This window comes from Caulobacter endophyticus, assembly GCF_003116815.1.
In the GTDB taxonomy this organism is placed as follows: Bacteria; Pseudomonadota; Alphaproteobacteria; order Caulobacterales; family Caulobacteraceae; genus Caulobacter; species Caulobacter endophyticus.
The window spans coordinates 18931-35538 of sequence record NZ_QDKQ01000014.1 but is presented as its reverse complement, the minus strand read 5'-3'; the positions used below and the strand labels follow the sequence as shown (position 1 = coordinate 35538).

Sequence of the window (16608 nt, the reverse complement as noted above, 5' to 3'; positions counted from 1 at the left end):
GCACACTGTTCTAGGCTCGATTCATGACCACCAACGTCCAACCCGCCCCCGCCTCGGCCTACGACCTCAGCCCCAACGAGCAGGCCGAGCAGACCGCGACCTTCGCCCTGCTGGTCGACAATGAGCCCGGCGTGCTGCACCGCGTGGTCGGCCTGTTCGCCGCGCGCGGCTACAACATCGAAAGCCTTACGGTCGCCGAGACCGACCGCAAGGCTCACACCAGCCGCATCACCGTGGTCACCCGCGGCACGCGCCAGGTGCTCGACCAGATCGAGGCCCAGCTGAACAAGGTGGTCAACGTCCGCCGTGTCCACGACGTGACCCGCGATCCCAACGGCGTCGAGCGCGAGCTGGCCCTGGTCAAGGTGCGCGGCTCGGGCCCCGAACGGGTCGAGGCCTTGCGGATCGCCGACATCTTCCGCGCCAAGCCCGTCGACACCACGCTGGAAAGCTTCGTCTTCGAGATTTCGGGCGCGCCGTCGAAGATCGACAAGTTCCTCGACCTGATGCGTCCGCTTGGCCTGGTGGAACTTTCCCGCACCGGCGTCCTTTCCATCGAACGGGGCGTCGAAGGGATGTAAGCCGCATGGGCGTGATCGCACCGGCCATCTTCGCGAGCGCCCTGGCCCTCACGTCCCAGGCCCAGCCGGTCGCGCCCGTGGTTCCCGCCACGCCCGCCCCGCCGCCCGATCCCGCGGTCTGGTGGTCCAACGAGATTCCGCGCCCATCGTCCGAAACCGATCCGCTGGCCGGACGGCGCCTGGGCCGCAAGGAGCAGCCCGTCCCGATCGACAACGGCGTCGATCCCCTCCTCTATCGCCTGTGGGGCCTGCAGCCCCTGCAGACCCAACTGGTGCGCGGCGGCGAGCTGGTGCTCGAGGCCTGGGCGAGACCGGCGCGCGGCGTGCGCCAGGCCGTGGTCCGCGTCACCGTGCGCCGTGACGGCCGCGCCTTCGTCCAGGCCCGCGCGGGCCTGGGCTGCTGCACACCCGAGATCGGCCGCCGCGTCGACATCAACGCCGAGCTACCCAACGACCGCATCGCCGCGCTCAAGGCCCTGGTCGGCGACGCCGCCTGGAGCCAGCCCCGCAGCGTTATTGTCGACTACGGCGGCGGCGCGGTCGAAGGCGTCTGCGTCGATGGCGTGTCGTGGGACGTGACGCTGCTGGTTGCCGGCCAGGCCCGTCACCTTCGCCGCGCCTGCGACGACGCCGAGGTCGGCTCGATCGCCGGCGTGCTGTCGGCCCTGGTCGGGGCGGCGGCGGGGCGCGATCCGCTGTTCGACGCGGTGCTGCCGCGCGGCGGAGACTTCTCTCGCCAGGCCAAGGCCTATGCCGATCTCAACGCCCAGGGCGGCCAGCTGAAGGCCGAAACCTCCAACCGCCCGCAGCCGCCGGCCGTGCCGATCGCCGAGGACGACGAGCCTGAACCACAGCAGGCCGAGATCCCTGCCCTCGCGCCGCCGCCGCCGCCCGAACCTCGATGACTGCAGATCCGTAGGATCGTGCAATCAACCCGGAGCATCGCTCTACCGGCTGGACGGCCGGCCGGGTCATAGTGGCCTCGTTCCGCCGCAGCTCCCCTGCGGCGCTCCCCCAAAACCAAGCCCTAGCCATGACCCGCCACATGCCCCGTCGCGCGACGGCGGCGCCGCGCTGGTTCGCCGTCGCCCTCTGGGCCGGCGCCTGCGCGATGGCCGCCCTGCCCGCACTGCTTTCGTCCGCTTCCGCCTGGAGGATCCTGCCATGATGATCGACCACCTCCCCGTCTCCGGCGTCTGGTCCTCGCCCGATGGCCGCTTCAGCCTCGAACTTCGCCCCGACGGCCGCTTCGTCGAGGTCCACGCCAATCCCGACAGCGTGTTCACCGGCGCCTATGTCCTGGTCGGCGAGACCCTGAAGCTGTTCGAGGACCACGGCGCGGTCGTCACCGGCCGGCTGGCCGAAGGCCGCCTGAGCCTGGGGACCGTTTAGTCGCGCCCCTTCCATCCCACGACGTGAAGCCCTATATTGGGATTGTCCGGCTTCGGCCGAACTATGGGGATAAACGCGCACGTAATAAGCGGACTGGACCCGGGTGCGATTCCCGGCGGCTCCACCAAATCTCTCCCGAGTTATCACGGGACTGCATGGGGCCGATCAGCATCGACAGACGTGTAAAGGTGTCTGCTTTCTCTCGGCTTGGCCCACCGTTTCGGGCCTTTAAACTAAATGCGAACGATAACTTCGCTGAAGAGTTCGCCGTCGCTGCGTAATGCGGTGCAGGTGAATTCGCCTCTTAAGTCCTAGGGGTTCAGATCCCTAGGCGGGGCCCGGAGGGAGCCTGGCAACAGAATCCCTCCACTTTCCAGAAATGTGGACGGCTCCCTCCTCTCTTCCAGAGGTGGAATGGGGGAGCCTGGCAACAGAATCCCTCCACTTTCCCCAAACACCCCCACTCAATTGCAAGCCGTGCTCGACACGGGAGCGCACGTCACGCGACATTGCGCCCAGGGGGAACGCCAATCATGAAAACCATCGCCTCGAGCGCGATAAGCCGCCGCGCTTTGCTGGTCGCGGGAGCCGCCTTGCCGACGACCGCCAGCGCCTTCGCCCGCATGGCGACCGAACAGCCGGCCCAGGTTCCACCGCCCATCGCTGTCGGACCAACCGTGCGCTCAGGCCCAGAGCCCGAGACGAACCTCATTCCCCTGAAGCCGGGCGAACGCCTGCCCGAGCAGTATCGGCTGATCGATCCGGTCACGGGCGAGCAGAAGGGTTACGCCGTGCTGCCGGCCGAGGAGCGGGCCAAGGGCTTTGTCCGCCCGGTGCGCCGAACCTACACCCACCTCACCTGCGGCAAGAACACCTCGATGGCCCTGGCGATCGCCGAGACCTTCGCTCGCGCGCCGAAAATCTACCGCACGACCTTCTGCAGCACTTGCAAGACGCATCTGCCCGTCAGCGAGTTCGTCTGGCTCGGCACGCAGGAACCGGTCGGCAGTTGAACCCGAGTTCCGCCCACCGAAAATTTGTACGCCGCTACCGTATACGGGCGCCTTTGCCGCAGGCCCGCGACAGGTTACGCTGACGGCTGGATTGTCGTTTTTGCTTAATCGAAGACCCATGGCCCGCACTCCTCCGACCGAAGACCTGATGCAGTACGAGGCCATGGCCCAGGACGCCCTGCGTGGCGTCGTGAAGGCCGCGCTGAAGAAAGCCGCCGCGCCCGGCGGCCTGCCCGAGCCGCACCACCTCTACATCACCTTCAAGACCCAGGCCGCCGGCGTCTCGGCCCCGCAGGACCTGCTGGGCAAGTATCCCGACGAGATGACCATCATCCTTCAACACCAGTACTGGGACCTGGCGCCGGGCGAGACCTTCTTCTCGGTGACGCTGAAGTTCGGCGGCCAGCCCAAGCGCCTGTCGATCCCCTATGCGGCCGTGACCCGTTTCTATGATCCGTCGGTGCAGTTCGCCCTGCAGTTCGAAGCGCCTGAGATCGAGCCCGCCCCGGTGGAGCCCGAGCCTGAACCGACACCGCCGCCGGCCGACGGCGACGAAGCCCCCAAGATCATCTCTCTCGACCAGTTCCGGAAGAAGTAGGCCTTGAGCGACATCGCCTCGGAGGAGCAGCAGACCCTAACCGACGAGGCGATCCTCGCGCGTTTTCACGCCAGCAGGAACATTCCGCCCAGCGCCTCGACGCTGGGCTTTCGCCTGACCGCCGTCAGCCAAGCCGAACGGCGGATCGAGATCGCCTTCGACGCCCGCGCCGACCTGCTGGCCAATCCGATGGGCCAGATCCAGGGCGGCTTCGTCTGCGCCATGCTCGACGAATGCATGTCGGTCGCCGGCCTGATCACCTCGGGCATGACCCACGTCGTCCCTACCCTGGAGATGAAGACCAGCTTCCTGCGGCCGGCCATGCCCGGCCCGCTGCGCGGCGTCGGCCGCGTGGTGAAATGGGGCCGCACGGTCTGCTTCATGGAGGGCGAACTCTACGACGCCGAGGGGTGGCTGCTGGCCACGTCGACGGGCACGGCCCTGCCGACGCCCTTCGCCAAGTTCAAGAAATAGGCGCGTCATGACCCGGATGGCGGGCGTTCTCATCGGTCTGCTGCTGGCCTGCCTGGCCATCGCGCCCGCTCATGCCGAGGGTCCGTTCGAACGCTGGGCGGCGGTGGTCGTGGCCGGCGACTTCCGCGCCCATTCCGGCGGCTCCACCGAAGCCTTCGACAACGCCCGCCGCGACGTCTCCAAGAGCCTGACGGCGCTCGGCTTCCCCGCCCCCGCCCAGTTCTCGACAAGGCCCAAGCGCTATCGATCGCAAGGCCTTTCGCCGTCCGACGCCAAGTCCATCCAGGCAGGCCTCGCCTCGGCGGCCGAGGCCTCTCCGGCGGGGTGCTTCGTCTACATCACCTCGCACGGCGCACCCGAAGGCGTGGTGATGGGCGAGAAGATCCTGCGTCCCCAGCGCCTGGCGGCCATGGTCGACGACGCCTGCCCGGGCCGCCCCTCGATCGTCGTGATCTCGGCCTGCTTCTCGGGCGTGTTCGTGCCCGCCCTGGAGCGCGACGACCGCATGATCCTTACGGCCGCTCGCCCAGACCGCACCTCGTTCGGCTGCGGCGAGAGCGACCGCTATCCCTATTTCGACGACTGCTTCCTCAGCGAGATCGGCCAGGCCCGCGACTTCGCCGCCCTCGGCCGCGCCGTGCAGGCCTGCGTGGCCCGCAAGGAAGTCGACACCGGCATGACCCCGCCATCAGAGCCGCAGATGTGGATCGGTCCCGAGCTGCGCCCTCTGCTGCCGCTCTACGCCTTCGCCAAGGCCCGAAAACCGGCGCCCACGCCGGCCGCCCAGCCGTCGCCGGCTGGAAACTGAACAGCTGAGCTGACGCAGCGGCAGTTTTCTTCCCGGCGCCGGTGTCCCTCGCCGCGCGAATTGGCCTAAGAAGGCCTTGAGGGGCTCTATCGGCGAGGTGGGATACGTGACGTCGCGTTTGTCGTCCAAGGTCGCGCGGTGCGCGGCGGTCGTTGGGATCTGGCTGGCCGGCGCGGGTAGCGCCACAAGCCAAAGCACGGCGCCGACGGCCTCGATACCGACCGCGCCACGTGCGCTGGCGCCCGCCGCCGCGACAACCGTTCCAAGGACCACGCCGCCCGTCCGCGCCGCGCGTCCGCCCCTGCCGGCCGCCGCGCCTGCCGCGACGCAACCCGTCGTTCCTGCCCTGCCCGGCGTCACCCCCCTGCCCGCCCCTGAACTCGAAGCCTTCGTCGACGGCTTCGTGCGCCGCTCGATGGCCGCCGACCACATCGCCGGCGTCACCGTTTCCGTCGTCCAGAACGGCCAGGTCGTGCTGAAGAAGGGTTACGGCGTCGCCAGCCTGTCGGGCGGCCGCCGGGTCGATCCGGACCGCACGCTGTTCCGCATCGGCTCGATCTCCAAGACCTTCACCTGGATCGCCCTGCAGAACGAGATCGACGCCGGCCGCATCCGCCCCGACACGCCGATCAACGTCTACCTGCCCGAGAAGCTGCAGGTCCGCGACCAGGGCAAGAAGAACCCTGTGCGGGTGCGCGACCTCTACAATCACACCCCGGGTTTCGAGGACCGGGCCCTTGGCCAACTGTTCGAGCGCGACGAGCGTCGCATCCGGCCGCTGGACGTCTATCTGCGCCAGGAGCGCCCCAACCGCGTGCGCGAGCCGGGCGTGCTGCCGGCCTACTCGAACTACGGCGTCGCCCTGGTCGGCGCGGCGCTTGCCAATACCGGCGCCAAGCCGTTCGAGGACCTGATCGCCGAGCGCGTCATTGTGCCCGCCGGCCTGACCCGCACCACCTTCCGCGAGCCCCGCGCCTGGCGCGACGACCTGCCCGCCCCGATGGCGCCGGCCCTGGCCGCCGACATGGCCGAAGGCTATCGCTGGACGCCGCTTGGCCTGCAGGCCCAGCCGGTGGAGTTCATCGGCCAGATCGCGCCCGCAGGCTCGGCCTCAAGCACCGCCGCCGACATGGCCCGCTACATGACGCTGTTGCTGAACGGCGGGACGATCGACGGCCGCACCGTGTTCTCGGCCCGCGCAGCCCAGGCCTTCCGTACGCCCAGCTATCGGCCCGCGGCCGGGGCCGCCGGCCTCAATAGCGGCTTCCAGGACATCGCACTGCCCGGCAACCGCCGCGGCTTTGGCCATGCCGGCGCGACCCTGTGGTTCCACTCCAACATGGTGATCGCGCCCGACCTGGGACTCGGCGTCTTCGTCTCCGTCAACACCGACACCGGCCAGAGCCTGCCAGCCGCCCTGCCCTCGGCCATCGTCGAGCGCTTCTACGCCCCGGCCCGCGCCGTGCCGGCCTTCATGCCCCTGACGGCCGAGACGGCCGCGCCCTATGAAGGCGACTACCTGACCGACCGTCGCGCCTATGGCGGCCTGGAGGGCTTCGTGAACCGCCTGATCGGCATCGCCAAGGTCCGCGCCAGCGCCCAAGGAGGCCTGGCCATCACCACCGACGGCCAGACGCGCCTGTGGGTTCCCACCGACCGCGAGGACGTCTTCAAGGCCGCCGACGGCGCCGATATGCTGGTTTTCCAGCGCCAGGACGGCGCGCCGGTGCGCTTCTTCGCCCCCTCGGGCGTCGCCGCTTACGAGCGGGTCGGCCCGATGTTCAAGCAGGGCGTTCTTGCATGCATGACCCTGCTGGCCGCCCTGGCCTCGATCGCCACCCTGGCCGGCGTTTTCGTGCGCAGCCGCCGCGACACCCGTCAGACCATCAGCCAGGCCCGCGCCAGCCTGCTGCAGACCACCCAGGCGGTGCTTTGGCTGACGGCCATGGCCTGCGTCGCCGCCTTCGCTGTAGGCTCGGGCGACGTGGCCGCCGTGGTCTTCGGCTGGCCCAGCGGCTGGCTGCTGACGGCCTCGGCCTGCGCCTTCATCGCCACCGTTCTTACCGTGGCGACGTTGGCCATGGCGCCGGTCATCTGGCGCGGCGGCCGGCGCGTCGACAGCTGGAACGACCTGCGCAAGCTGTCTTTCACGGTGACCAACCTGATCTTTGTCGGCTTCGCCCTCGTGCTGGCCGCCTGGGGCTTCCTCGAGTTCTGGAACACCTGATCCGGCACGAGCCGTGCACGCTCCCCCATCGTGGCGACGATGGGGGAGTTCGCGCGTGTCGAAACGGAACGTCTGTATCCTGGCGGCAACGGGCCTGGGGGCCTGGCTTGCGGCGACGCTGTTCTACGGCGCCTTCGGCGCCGAACTGATCGAACGGGCCTTCTGGTTCTACGCCCTCAACGCCTTCCTGGCCGCGGCGCTCGTCACCTTCGCCTTCCAGGCCGTGGCGCGCCTGTTGTGCATTCCGCGCGGCCGACGCCTGTATCCGGCCATGGCCTTCGCCCTTCCGGGCGTCGCGGCCGCCAACCTGATCCTGCTGGGCCTCGTTCCCCTGGCCCCCGGCGCGGAGCCTTCGAGCCTTGGCCGCTATCTGGCCTTCCTGGTCGTGCTCTACATCTCGGTCGGCGCGTCAGTCTTCGAGCGTTCCCCGCAGAAAGCGCGACTCTAGCTTTCGCACCACGATCACGATCCGCTCGCGCTCGCCCGGGCGCCGCTCGACCAGCAGCCGGGCGACCTGGGCGTCGTCATGGAAGGCATAGCCCTTGATGGCGTCGAGCAGCGCCTTGGCCAGGTTGTCGAGGTCCAGCCACGGCGGTTCGCCGACGAACTCCATGCCGATCTCGACCGAGAACTCACCCCAGGCCGGCCGCGAACCGCGCCAGCTCTTGCGGAAGAACTCGTAGATCAGCGGCTTGTAGTACTTGGCCTGGGTGGTCAGGCCGTCGACCACGATGGTCAGTTCGCCGCCGGCCTCGCGGGCGCGGACCTTGCCATGATGCGTCCAGTCGTCGTTCAAGCGCGAGGCCTCCGGACCCGCCAGCGCGGCGGGCGTCCGAGCGCTGTCTACGCGCCCCGGCCCTAGAGGCGCAAATGGATCCCGCGTCGATGCAACGGGATCAGGATCGCCAGAATGAGGGCCAGCACCGCCAGGGCGCAGGCCAGGGACGCGGCCTTGGGATCGGGAATCACGCGCAGAGCCAGGTCGTAGGTCAGGCCCTGGGCCGAATGGCCGCCCGGCAGCAGCCGCATCGAGCCGAAGATCCCGAGCAGCTGCGACAGGATGAAGGCCAGGATGGCGTTGCCGCCGAAGATGGTCAGCGGCGCGGCCAGCTTCAGCGCGGCTCTCACGCCGGCCAGCAGATCGAGCACGAACAGGGCCGTCATCGACAGGCCGCTGCTGAGCAGGGCGAAGCTGGGCGTCCAGATCGACTTGTTGATCGGCATGACCCCATCGAGCAGCAGTCCCCCGGCGATCAGCGCGGCCGCCAGCAGCGCCAGGGTGAAGCGGCTGACCCCGCCCCTCGCCAGCAGGGCCGCGGCGATGGCGCCGATCAGCACGTTGACGACCGCCGGCAGGGTCGAAAGCAGGCCCTCCGGATCGTAGGTCACGCCGACGCCGGGCGTCGTGCCGTGCTTCCAGATGTGCGGGATGGTGATCACCGCCCGATCGATGAAAGCCGGCAGCGATCCGTGGGAGTCGAGTCGCCCGGCCCCGAAACCCGGAACCGGCACGAAGGCCAGCAGCGCCCAGTAGATGGCCAGCAAGGCCAGCGCCGCCACGCCGACGGCGACGAAACTGAACTTCAGCCGGCTGCCGGCGCGCGGCGCGGCCAGCACGCAGATCGCCACGCCGAGCGCGTAGCAGAGGCCGATGCGCTGCAGGATGCCCGGTAGGCGGAGATGGGCGAAATCGAATTTCGGCAAGGCGTTGAGCAACAGGCCCAGCAGGATCAGCAACGCCGTGCGGCGCGCGACCTTGATCCAGAAGCTGGCCGAGGCGCGATCGCCCGGCGTCAGGCGCGGAACCGACAGGCCAATCGCCATGCCGACGCAGAACAGGAAGGTCGGGAAGACAAGGTCGGCCGACGTCCAGCCGTGCCAGGCCGCATGGGCCAGCGGGGCGTAGACCTGGCTCCAGGATCCTGGACTGACCACCACGATCATCCCGGCCACGGCCAGACCGCGCAGCAGATCCAGCGCGACGATCCGACCGCCGCCCTTGTTCGACGCCATGAACGCTTTCCCCCGAACACTTTTTCTGGGCGCGGAGGGTTCGCACGCCCGCGCCGGCTGTCAACCGGCCTCGGGAGCGTTGCCCTGGCGGCCCTCAGGGTCTAGACCCCCGTCGACCGTTTTCCGGGAGACCCGCATGACCGCCACGCGCACCGAGACCGACACCTTCGGCCCCATCGAAGTCGCCGCCGACCGCTATTGGGGCGCGCAAGCCCAGCGCAGCCTCGGCAACTTCAAGATCGGCTGGGAAAAGCAGCCGCTGCCGGTCGTCCGGGCCCTGGGCATCGTCAAGCGCGCCGCCGCCGAGACCAACAACAAGCTCGGCAAGCTGGACGCGGCCCTGAAGGACGCCATCGTCCAGGCCGCCAACGAAGTGATCGAAGGCAAGCTGAACGACCACTTCCCGCTGGTCGTCTGGCAGACCGGCTCGGGCACCCAGTCGAACATGAACGCCAACGAGGTCATCTCGAACCGCGCGATCGAAATCCTGGGCGGCGAGATGGGCACCAAGAAGCCCGTCCACCCGAACGACCACGTCAACATGAGCCAGTCGTCGAACGACACCTATCCGACGGCGATGCACGTGGCCTGCGCCGAGCAGATCGTCTCCGACCTGCTGCCGGCCCTGAAGCACCTGCACGCCTCGCTGAAGGCCAAGTCCGACGCCTGGGCCGACATTATCAAGATCGGCCGCACCCACACCCAGGACGCCACCCCGCTGACGCTTGGCCAGGAGTTCGGCGGCTACGCCCAGCAGGTCGAGAACGGCATCGAGCGCATCGAGCAGACCCTACCCAAGCTGATGCAACTGGCCCAGGGCGGCACCGCCGTCGGCACCGGCCTGAACGCCCCGATCGGCTTCGCCGAAGGCGTGGCCGAAGCCATCGCCGCCATCACCGGCCTGCCCTTCACCACCGCCCCGAACAAGTTCGAGGCCCTGGCCGCCCACGACGCCATGGTGTTCAGCCACGGCGCGATCAACACGGTCGCCGCCTCGCTGTTCAAGATCGCCAACGACATCCGCTTCCTGGGCTCGGGCCCGCGCGCGGGCCTGGGCGAACTGGCGCTGCCGGAAAACGAGCCGGGCTCGTCGATCATGCCGGGCAAGGTCAACCCGACGCAATGTGAAGCCCTGACCCAGGTCTGCGTGCAGGTGTTCGGCAACCACGCCGCCCTGACCTTCGCCGGTTCGCAAGGCCACTTCGAGCTGAACGTCTTCAACCCGGTGATGGCCTATAACTTCCTGCAGTCGGTTCGCCTGCTGGCCGACGCGGCGATCAGCTTCACCGACAACTGCGTCGTGGGCATCGAGCCGCGCGTCGACAACATCCAGAAGGGCGTCGAGAACTCGCTGATGCTGGTCACGGCCCTGAACGGCCGCCTGGGCTACGACATCTGCGCCAAGATCGCCAAGACCGCCCACAAGAACGGCACGACCCTGCGCGAGGAGGCCGTCGGCGGCGGCTACCTGACGAACGAAGAGTTCGACCAGTACGTCCGCCCGGAAAAGATGGTCTCGCCGGGCTGAGGCTCGTCCGACCTCCTTGAGATGATGAAGGGGTCGCTTCGGCGACCCCTTTTTCGTGCTAGGCTATATTCCATGGGCAAGCCCGAACTCGACATCTCGGCAGAGAACATAGATCCGGAACTGCTGGCGCAGGCGCGGCGGCTAGGGATTTCGGTCGCCGGCATGAGCGAGCGGCAACTTCGCCTGCACCTCCAGAAGGTCGATCCCGCCGGCGCCGAGGAACGCGCCAGGCGGTGGGCGGAAGAGAACGCCGAGGCGATCAAGGCCCATAACGCTTTCGTCGAGGAGCATGGCTTGCTGTCCGACTATATGCGAACCTGGTGAGTGCGGCAGTTCGACCTGTTCGAAAATCCTGCCTCTCAGATGCGCTCCGCAGCGCCCTATGTCGTCGTCCTTTCATCTCACCTGCTCGGCGACCTTCCCCAGATCGTTGTCGCACCAGTACGCCGAGGCGACGGAATACCGGGTCTGGAAGTGCCAGTGACCATCGATGGCGAACTCATGACGATCCAGGTTCCAGGCCTGTCCGCGGTTCGGTCGGCGGCGCTTCGACAGCGCATCGCCTCCCTCGCCGCCCACGAGGACGCGATACGCCGCGCCCTGGACCGGCTGTTCACCGGGTTCTAGCGGCGAACCACCGTGCGGCCGATCGGGGCCAGGGCGATGTAGGCCAGTTGCAGGTCCTTGATGGCGAACGGGATGCCGATGATGCTGATGGCCTCGGCCACCGCGATCAGCAGGTGGCTGAGCGCGATGTACCAGCCGCCCAGCACGAACCAGATCAGGTTCAGCAGGAAGCCCAGCGGACCCGTGCCGATGTCGCTGCGACCCGTGACGATCTCGCGGCTGACGATCTCCTTGCCGAACGGCCAGAAGGCGAAGCCGGCGATGCGCCAGGCCGCGCCGGCATAGGGCAGGCCGACGATGGTGATGGCCAGCAGCAGGCCGCCCAGCAGCCACAGCAGGCCCGACAGCCAGCCGCCGAGGACAAACCAGAGCAGGTTGAGGATGAAGCGGATCATCGCGGTCCTTTCGTCTCGCCGAAGACTTGGGAAGTCGTCTTCGGGTTGTCGAGCTTGCTTACGGCGAATTCACCGCAGAAGTTGCCAGCGCCTGGCCCAGCGTCCCTTGCCGAAGCGCGACAGGGCCAGGAGGTAGAGGCCCGCATAGACGACGACGCCCAGGCCGATCAGGGCCCAGCTCCACGGGCCGGGCGCATGCCAGGCCGGAGCCGTGGTCAGCCAGTCGTGCGGAGGCGAGGTGAGCTCCAGCCACAGGCCGCCGACCCAGGCGATCGAGAACACGGCGACGACCGGATAGCGCAGCACCGGGCTTTTCTGCACCAGCAGCAGGAACTGGACGAAGACCGCCAGAGCGGCGGCCGCGAAGCCGGCCAGCCAGGGCTGCCAGGTTCCGGGCGCGAGGCGGGCCGCGCCGAAGCCGGCCAGCAGCGGCGCCCACAGCAGCGGGCCGAAGAACAGGAGGATCAGGGCCAGGCCGACCAGCACCCCGACACCGCCGCCGATCACCTTGCCGGCCGCCTCGCCGGCGGCGTGGGCGCCGCGATGACGACCGACGCCATGGGGATCACCGGACGGGTTGTAGCCCTTCGCCATCAGGCCCGGCGGCTGACCGCGAAGTCGGCGAGGCTTTCGAGGCTTTCGCGCCAGTCATTGGCCGGGAACACCGCCAGGGCGGCCTTGGCCTTGTCGGCGTACTCGGCGGCCAGGTCGAGCGTGGCGTCCAGCGCCCCGGTGCCGATGATCAGCTCGCGGGCGCGGCGGAAGTCGGCCTCGGTCTGCTCGCGGCGGCCGATGGCGCGCTCCCAGAACTCGGCCTCGCGGGGACCAGAGCGGGCGATGGCCAGCAGCAGCGGCAAGGTCGCCTTGCCTTCGCGGAAGTCGTCGCCGGCGTTCTTGCCGAGGGTCTCGGTGGCGCCGCCGTAGTCGAGGGCGTCATCGGCCAGCTGGAAGGCCAGGCCCAGGCTCATGCCGTAGTCGCGCAGGGCCTTGGACTTATCGGCGTCGACGCCGGCCGACACGGCGCCGGCCTCGGCGGCGGCGGCGAACAGCTCGGCGGTCTTGGCCGCGATGATCTCGAGATAGACCGCCTGCGACAGGTTGAGGTCGTGGCTGCGCATCAGCTGCAGGACCTCGCCCTCGGCGATCACGCGGCTGGCCTGGGCCAGGATCTGCAGGGCGCGCATCGAGTCGGTCTCGACCATCAGCTCGAAGGCGCGGGCGAACAGGAAGTCGCCGACCAGCACGCTTTGCGCCGCGCCCCAGATCAGGTGGGCGGCGACCTTGCCGCGACGCAGCTGACTGCCATCGACCACGTCGTCGTGCAGCAGGGTGGCGGTGTGGATGAACTCGACGGCGGCGGCCAGCTTCAGGCAATGGTCGTTGTCAGACCCGGCCAGGCGCGCGGCGGCCACGGTCAGCAGCGGGCGCAGGCGCTTGCCGCCGGCGGCGATCAGGTGCTCGGCCAGGGCCGGGATCACCGGGACGTCGCTTTGCATGCGATCGGTGATCAGGCGGTCGACGCCGCCCATGTCGGCGGCGGCCAGGCGCACGAGACGATCCACCGATCCCGGCTGACGGGCGAGGGTCGCTGCAGCTGCGTCCAAGACCATATACTCCTCAGGCGACGCCGCTCGTAGCGCCATGGGCGTTGCGAGCGACAATGGTGGCGGGATAGGTCAGGGTCAAGGCGAGCACAAGGCCCGAAACGTTGTCCGACCCCACCTCAGTTCCCTCCGTCACCGAAGACCGCGTCCTCGACGGCCGCGTCAAGCTTCGCCAATCGGCCGCCGGATACCGGGCCGGGCTCGATGCGGCCCTGCTGGCGGCGGCCTGCGACGCGGCCGATGGAGACCGCGTCGTCGAGGCCGGATGCGGCGTCGGCGCGGCCCTGCTGGCCGCCGCGACCCGTCGTCCATCCGTACGATTCGTCGGACTGGAGCGCGATTCCGCCGCCGCGGCCCTGGCGCGGGAGAACGCGGCGCTGAACGGGCTGGCCGATCGGGTGGAGATCATCGAGGGCGACGTGGCCGCCGGCTTCCGGGCGCTGGCCCTGCCGGTCTTCGACGCGATGATGAGCAATCCCCCGTTCTTCGACGACCCGAAAGCGCTGCGCGCCCCGGCCCGGGAAAAGACCGGCGCCTGGATGGCTGACGACGGTCTGGCCGCCTGGACCGCCTTCGCCCTCAAGGCCGTGCGCGAGGGAGGGACGATCACCCTGATCCACCGCGCCGACCGCCTGGCCGATATTCTTAGCCTGCTGGCGCCCAAGGCCGGCTCGTTCCGCATCCGCCCGGTGCAGCCCTTCGCCGATGCGCCGGCCAAGCGCGTGCTGGTGCGGGCGGTGAAGACGGGCAAGGCGCCGCTGGTCCTGCTGCCGGCCCTGGTGATGCACGACCGCGGCGGGGGAAAGCATTCGGCGCAGGCCGAGGCGATCCTGCGGGGGGAAGCGGCGCTGGGATGGTGAAGGCGCCAAGATGCTCCCCCTGAACAAGATGCTCCCCCTGAAGGGGGAGCTGTCGCGGAGCGACTGAGGGGGAAGGGATTGCGGCGTCGGGGATGTGCTGAGCGCATCAGGAACTTCCCCCTCCGGCCCTTCGGGCCACCTCCCCCTTCAGGGGGAGGATCTTTGGGCGCGGCTTCGCAGTCTCCCGCGCGATGGCGCGTTAGTTCGGGGAGGCGCGGAGCGGCCGGGCGGAGCCCGGAGACCGTGTGTTTGTTTAGCGTTTCGGCTTCGTCGACCGCTCCGCCGCATCATTTGTCTCGGAGGGGCCAGAGGCGCGGGTGATGTTTCAACCCAAGGGCCAGCCTTTCCCCCGGACGGGCAGGACCAATAGCCCCGCGGTGATCCGGCGCGGCCTCGGCTGATCCTGTTAGGCCGGTTTGACGATCCCGGCCCTGTCGACCCGCTCGTTACGTCGTGGACGGCTTGGCGGCCCAATCACGCCTCGTGAGCGATCCTGCAAACCCGCCTTCCCACGACGCTTCCAGCGGCCCCGCTCGATGCGGTCCTCGCCACGCTTGGGCCGGTACCAAGAGCCCTCCCCATGGCGGGGACGGTTTGATTATGGCTCAGGGCTGAGCGCGTCTGATGGAATTGGATGAGAAAGTTGTAGGGCGTTGGATTGGTTCAGGACTTTTCGCTGAACGCCGGGGATCCACGCTGCTCTATCCCCTTTGAGCCTCTCTGGACTCTCTTCCGTAAAATCCCCGCGAAAGCGGGGACCCAGGTGTTTTATCGTCGAGCACCCCGCGTTTCAGAAAAAGCCTGGGTCCCCGCTTTCGCGGGGATTTTACGGGTGGGGGATAGCCTCTCGGAGCTCAACTCAATTTCCCGCCTTCCTCGCCCTTGTGGCGAGGATCCATGGTTCAGCCTGCTCAGACCTTTCGAGGTCTGCTCCGTCTGAGCAGCGGCAGGCATGGACCCTCGCCACAAGGGCGAGGGAGGCGAGGTTATACTGGCAGAGGGCGGAGGCGGCGTGCTTCAGCAGCGACTTCCCCCTCCGGCCCTTCGGGCTGCCTCCCCCTTCAGGGTGAGGGTCTCGTGCGCCGCCCACCTCTCCCCCTATGAGCGAGCACCGGCCGCCGCAGCGCCTTTTACGCGTCCACTAACGCTTCGCTAACGCAACACGTGCAACGGTGGGCGCGGACGCAAAACGCGCCCTTGGCCAGAAGGCCGCACCGGGAACAACGGGTCGATGCCGCAGAACAGCATCAACACGAACGTCGGGGCGATGATCGCCCTGCAGTCGCTGGGCACGATCAACCGTGACCTCGCGACGACGCTGCGCCGTATCGCCACCGGCCTGAAGATCTCCTCCCCCAAGGACAATCCCGCCGTCTGGGCCACCGCCAAGATGCAGGCGTCGGAGGCCAAGTCGCTGGATGCCGTGCGCGCCTCGCTGCAGCGCGGCCAGTCGACGGTGGACGTGGCCCTGGCGGCCGGCGACACGGTCACCGACCTGCTCGACCAGATGAAGCAGAAGATGCTGGCCGCGTCGGACCCCAGCCTGACCACCGCCAGCCGCAAGCTGCTGAACGACGACTACGTCTCGCTGCGCAAGCAGATCGACCGCGCGGTCGAGAACGCCAGCTTCAACGGCGTCAACCTGATCTCGGCCGGCAACACCGGCAACATCCGCGCCCTGGCCAACGCCAAGGCCGACTCGACCATCGACGTCGACCACGTGGACCTGTCGACCGGCGGCGCGGCCCTGGCCGGCATGCGCGCCGACCTGCTGACCGCCCCCTCCTCGACCGACATCAAGGCGATGGACACGGCGATGCAGAACGTCACCTCGGCCCTGTCGCGGCTGGGCACCGGGTCCAACATGCTGGACGGCCACCTGACCTTCATCAACAAGCTGCAGGACACCCTGGAGGCCTCGGTCGGCCGGCTGATCGACGCCGACATGGCCCAGGAGGCCACGCGCCTGCAGGCCTTGCAGGTCAAGCAGCAACTGGCCATCAAGTCGCTGTCTATCGCCAACGCCGCGCCGAGCTATATCCTCAAGCTGTTCGGGGGTTGAGACCCCTTTCCCCACGCGTGAGTCGCCATGGCCCAGCATCTCGCCCTCCTGTCCCTGCTCGTTCGCGACTATGACGAGGCCCTGGCCTTCTATGTCGGCAAGATGGGTTTCGACCTGGTCGAAGACAGCGAACTGGGCGCGGGCAAGCGCTGGGTGGTGGTCTCGCCGGGCCCGGGCGGCTCGCGGTTCCTGCTGGCCAAGGCGGCCGACGAGCGGCAGGCGGCGATGATCGGCGGCCAGGGCGGCGGCCGGGTCTGGCTTTTCCTGCACACCGACGACTTCGACGGCGACCATGTCCGGCTGAGCGCGGCGGGAGTGAACTTCCTCGAAGAGCCGCGCCACGAGGCCTATGGCAGCGTAGCCGTGTTCGAGGACCTGTACGGCAACCGCTGGGACCTGCTGCAGCCGCGCGGCGGCAAGGCCTGA

General features: G+C 68.6%; 20 protein-coding genes and 1 other RNA gene. 16 read left to right on the top strand and 5 right to left on the bottom strand.

Annotated features, from left to right (window positions below):
* Positions 1–23 precede the first annotated feature (23 nt).
* The 10 genes from ilvN (at position 24) to DDF67_RS02140 (ending at position 7541) form a co-directional block, all read left to right on the top strand.
* Positions 24–581 (top strand): acetolactate synthase small subunit, encoded by a 558-nt coding sequence (ilvN, locus tag DDF67_RS02185; protein WP_109099328.1) that lies wholly within the window; start codon positions 24–26, stop codon positions 579–581.
* A 5-nt stretch (positions 582–586) separates the two neighbouring features.
* Positions 587–1486: a hypothetical protein gene (locus DDF67_RS02180; RefSeq protein WP_233247504.1), complete on the top strand. Its 900-nt coding sequence runs from the start codon at positions 587–589 to the stop codon at positions 1484–1486.
* A 262-nt stretch (positions 1487–1748) separates the two neighbouring features.
* Positions 1749–1973, top strand: a complete 225-nt coding sequence (locus tag DDF67_RS02175) for an Atu4866 domain-containing protein (protein WP_109099413.1) — start codon at positions 1749–1751, stop codon at positions 1971–1973.
* A gap of 5 nt (positions 1974–1978) precedes the next feature.
* Positions 1979–2344, top strand: a transfer-messenger RNA (tmRNA) gene (ssrA, locus tag DDF67_RS02170).
* 162 nt (positions 2345–2506) lie between these two features.
* Positions 2507–2986: a hypothetical protein gene (locus DDF67_RS02165; protein WP_109099327.1), complete on the top strand. Its 480-nt coding sequence runs from the start codon at positions 2507–2509 to the stop codon at positions 2984–2986.
* A gap of 118 nt (positions 2987–3104) precedes the next feature.
* Positions 3105–3584 carry an SspB family protein gene (locus DDF67_RS02160; protein WP_109099326.1) on the top strand — a complete coding sequence of 160 codons (480 nt, stop codon included), beginning with the start codon at positions 3105–3107 and terminating at the stop codon, positions 3582–3584.
* Positions 3585–3587: 3 nt separating this feature from the next.
* Entirely contained in the window at positions 3588–4058 is a 471-nt protein-coding gene (locus tag DDF67_RS02155; RefSeq protein WP_109099325.1) for a PaaI family thioesterase, read from the top strand.
* A 7-nt stretch (positions 4059–4065) separates the two neighbouring features.
* The gene (locus tag DDF67_RS02150; RefSeq protein ID WP_109099324.1) at positions 4066–4866 is read left to right on the top strand and encodes a C13 family peptidase; all 801 of its coding nucleotides are present in this window, start codon (positions 4066–4068) and stop codon (positions 4864–4866) included.
* A gap of 415 nt (positions 4867–5281) precedes the next feature.
* On the top strand, positions 5282–7093 hold the full coding sequence (locus DDF67_RS02145; RefSeq protein WP_456297799.1) for a serine hydrolase domain-containing protein: 1812 nt from the start codon (positions 5282–5284) through the stop codon (positions 7091–7093).
* A 55-nt stretch (positions 7094–7148) separates the two neighbouring features.
* Positions 7149–7541 (top strand): hypothetical protein, encoded by a 393-nt coding sequence (locus DDF67_RS02140; RefSeq protein ID WP_109099323.1) that lies wholly within the window; start codon positions 7149–7151, stop codon positions 7539–7541.
* Here DDF67_RS02140 and DDF67_RS02135 read toward each other — a convergent pair.
* Complete coding sequence (locus DDF67_RS02135) at positions 7503–7889, bottom strand: RusA family crossover junction endodeoxyribonuclease (protein ID WP_109099322.1); 387 nt, start codon at positions 7887–7889, stop codon at positions 7503–7505. The two genes, DDF67_RS02140 and DDF67_RS02135, sit on opposite strands and share 39 nt — an antisense overlap.
* A gap of 62 nt (positions 7890–7951) precedes the next feature.
* On the bottom strand, positions 7952–9106 hold the full coding sequence (locus tag DDF67_RS02130; protein WP_109099321.1) for an acyltransferase family protein: 1155 nt from the start codon (positions 9104–9106) through the stop codon (positions 7952–7954).
* A 136-nt stretch (positions 9107–9242) separates the two neighbouring features.
* On the opposite strand from DDF67_RS02130, the gene fumC reads away from it, so the two are divergent.
* From fumC to DDF67_RS02115, 3 genes are all read left to right on the top strand, one after another.
* Complete coding sequence (gene fumC, locus DDF67_RS02125; protein ID WP_109099320.1) at positions 9243–10634, top strand: class II fumarate hydratase; 1392 nt, start codon at positions 9243–9245, stop codon at positions 10632–10634.
* A 72-nt stretch (positions 10635–10706) separates the two neighbouring features.
* Complete coding sequence (locus tag DDF67_RS02120; protein ID WP_109099319.1) at positions 10707–10958, top strand: type II toxin-antitoxin system CcdA family antitoxin; 252 nt, start codon at positions 10707–10709, stop codon at positions 10956–10958.
* The gene (locus DDF67_RS02115; RefSeq protein ID WP_109099318.1) at positions 10959–11261 is read left to right on the top strand and encodes a CcdB family protein; all 303 of its coding nucleotides are present in this window, start codon (positions 10959–10961) and stop codon (positions 11259–11261) included.
* Here the strand turns inward: DDF67_RS02115 and DDF67_RS02110 are convergent.
* The 3 genes from DDF67_RS02110 to DDF67_RS02100 all read right to left on the bottom strand — a co-directional run bounded on the left by DDF67_RS02110 (position 11258) and on the right by DDF67_RS02100 (position 13260).
* The gene (locus tag DDF67_RS02110; protein ID WP_109099317.1) at positions 11258–11656 is read right to left on the bottom strand and encodes a YccF domain-containing protein; all 399 of its coding nucleotides are present in this window, start codon (positions 11654–11656) and stop codon (positions 11258–11260) included. The two genes, DDF67_RS02115 and DDF67_RS02110, sit on opposite strands and share 4 nt — an antisense overlap.
* 69 nt (positions 11657–11725) lie before the next feature.
* Positions 11726–12250 carry a hypothetical protein gene (locus DDF67_RS02105; protein ID WP_109099316.1) on the bottom strand — a complete coding sequence of 175 codons (525 nt, stop codon included), beginning with the start codon at positions 12248–12250 and terminating at the stop codon, positions 11726–11728.
* Entirely contained in the window at positions 12250–13260 is a 1011-nt protein-coding gene (locus tag DDF67_RS02100; protein ID WP_199229120.1) for a polyprenyl synthetase family protein, read from the bottom strand. The genes DDF67_RS02105 and DDF67_RS02100 overlap by 1 nt, the downstream gene beginning before the upstream one ends.
* 104 nt (positions 13261–13364) lie before the next feature.
* Between DDF67_RS02100 and DDF67_RS02095 the strand changes: the two genes are divergently transcribed.
* The 3 genes from DDF67_RS02095 (at position 13365) to DDF67_RS02085 (ending at position 16608) form a co-directional block, all read left to right on the top strand.
* Positions 13365–14120, top strand: coding sequence for a tRNA1(Val) (adenine(37)-N6)-methyltransferase (locus DDF67_RS02095; RefSeq protein ID WP_109099314.1), 756 nt, complete (start codon positions 13365–13367; stop codon positions 14118–14120).
* Positions 14121–15351: 1231 nt separating this feature from the next.
* Positions 15352–16182: a flagellin gene (locus tag DDF67_RS02090; protein WP_109099313.1), complete on the top strand. Its 831-nt coding sequence runs from the start codon at positions 15352–15354 to the stop codon at positions 16180–16182.
* Positions 16183–16209: 27 nt separating this feature from the next.
* The gene (locus tag DDF67_RS02085) at positions 16210–16608 is read left to right on the top strand and encodes a VOC family protein (RefSeq protein ID WP_109099312.1); all 399 of its coding nucleotides are present in this window, start codon (positions 16210–16212) and stop codon (positions 16606–16608) included.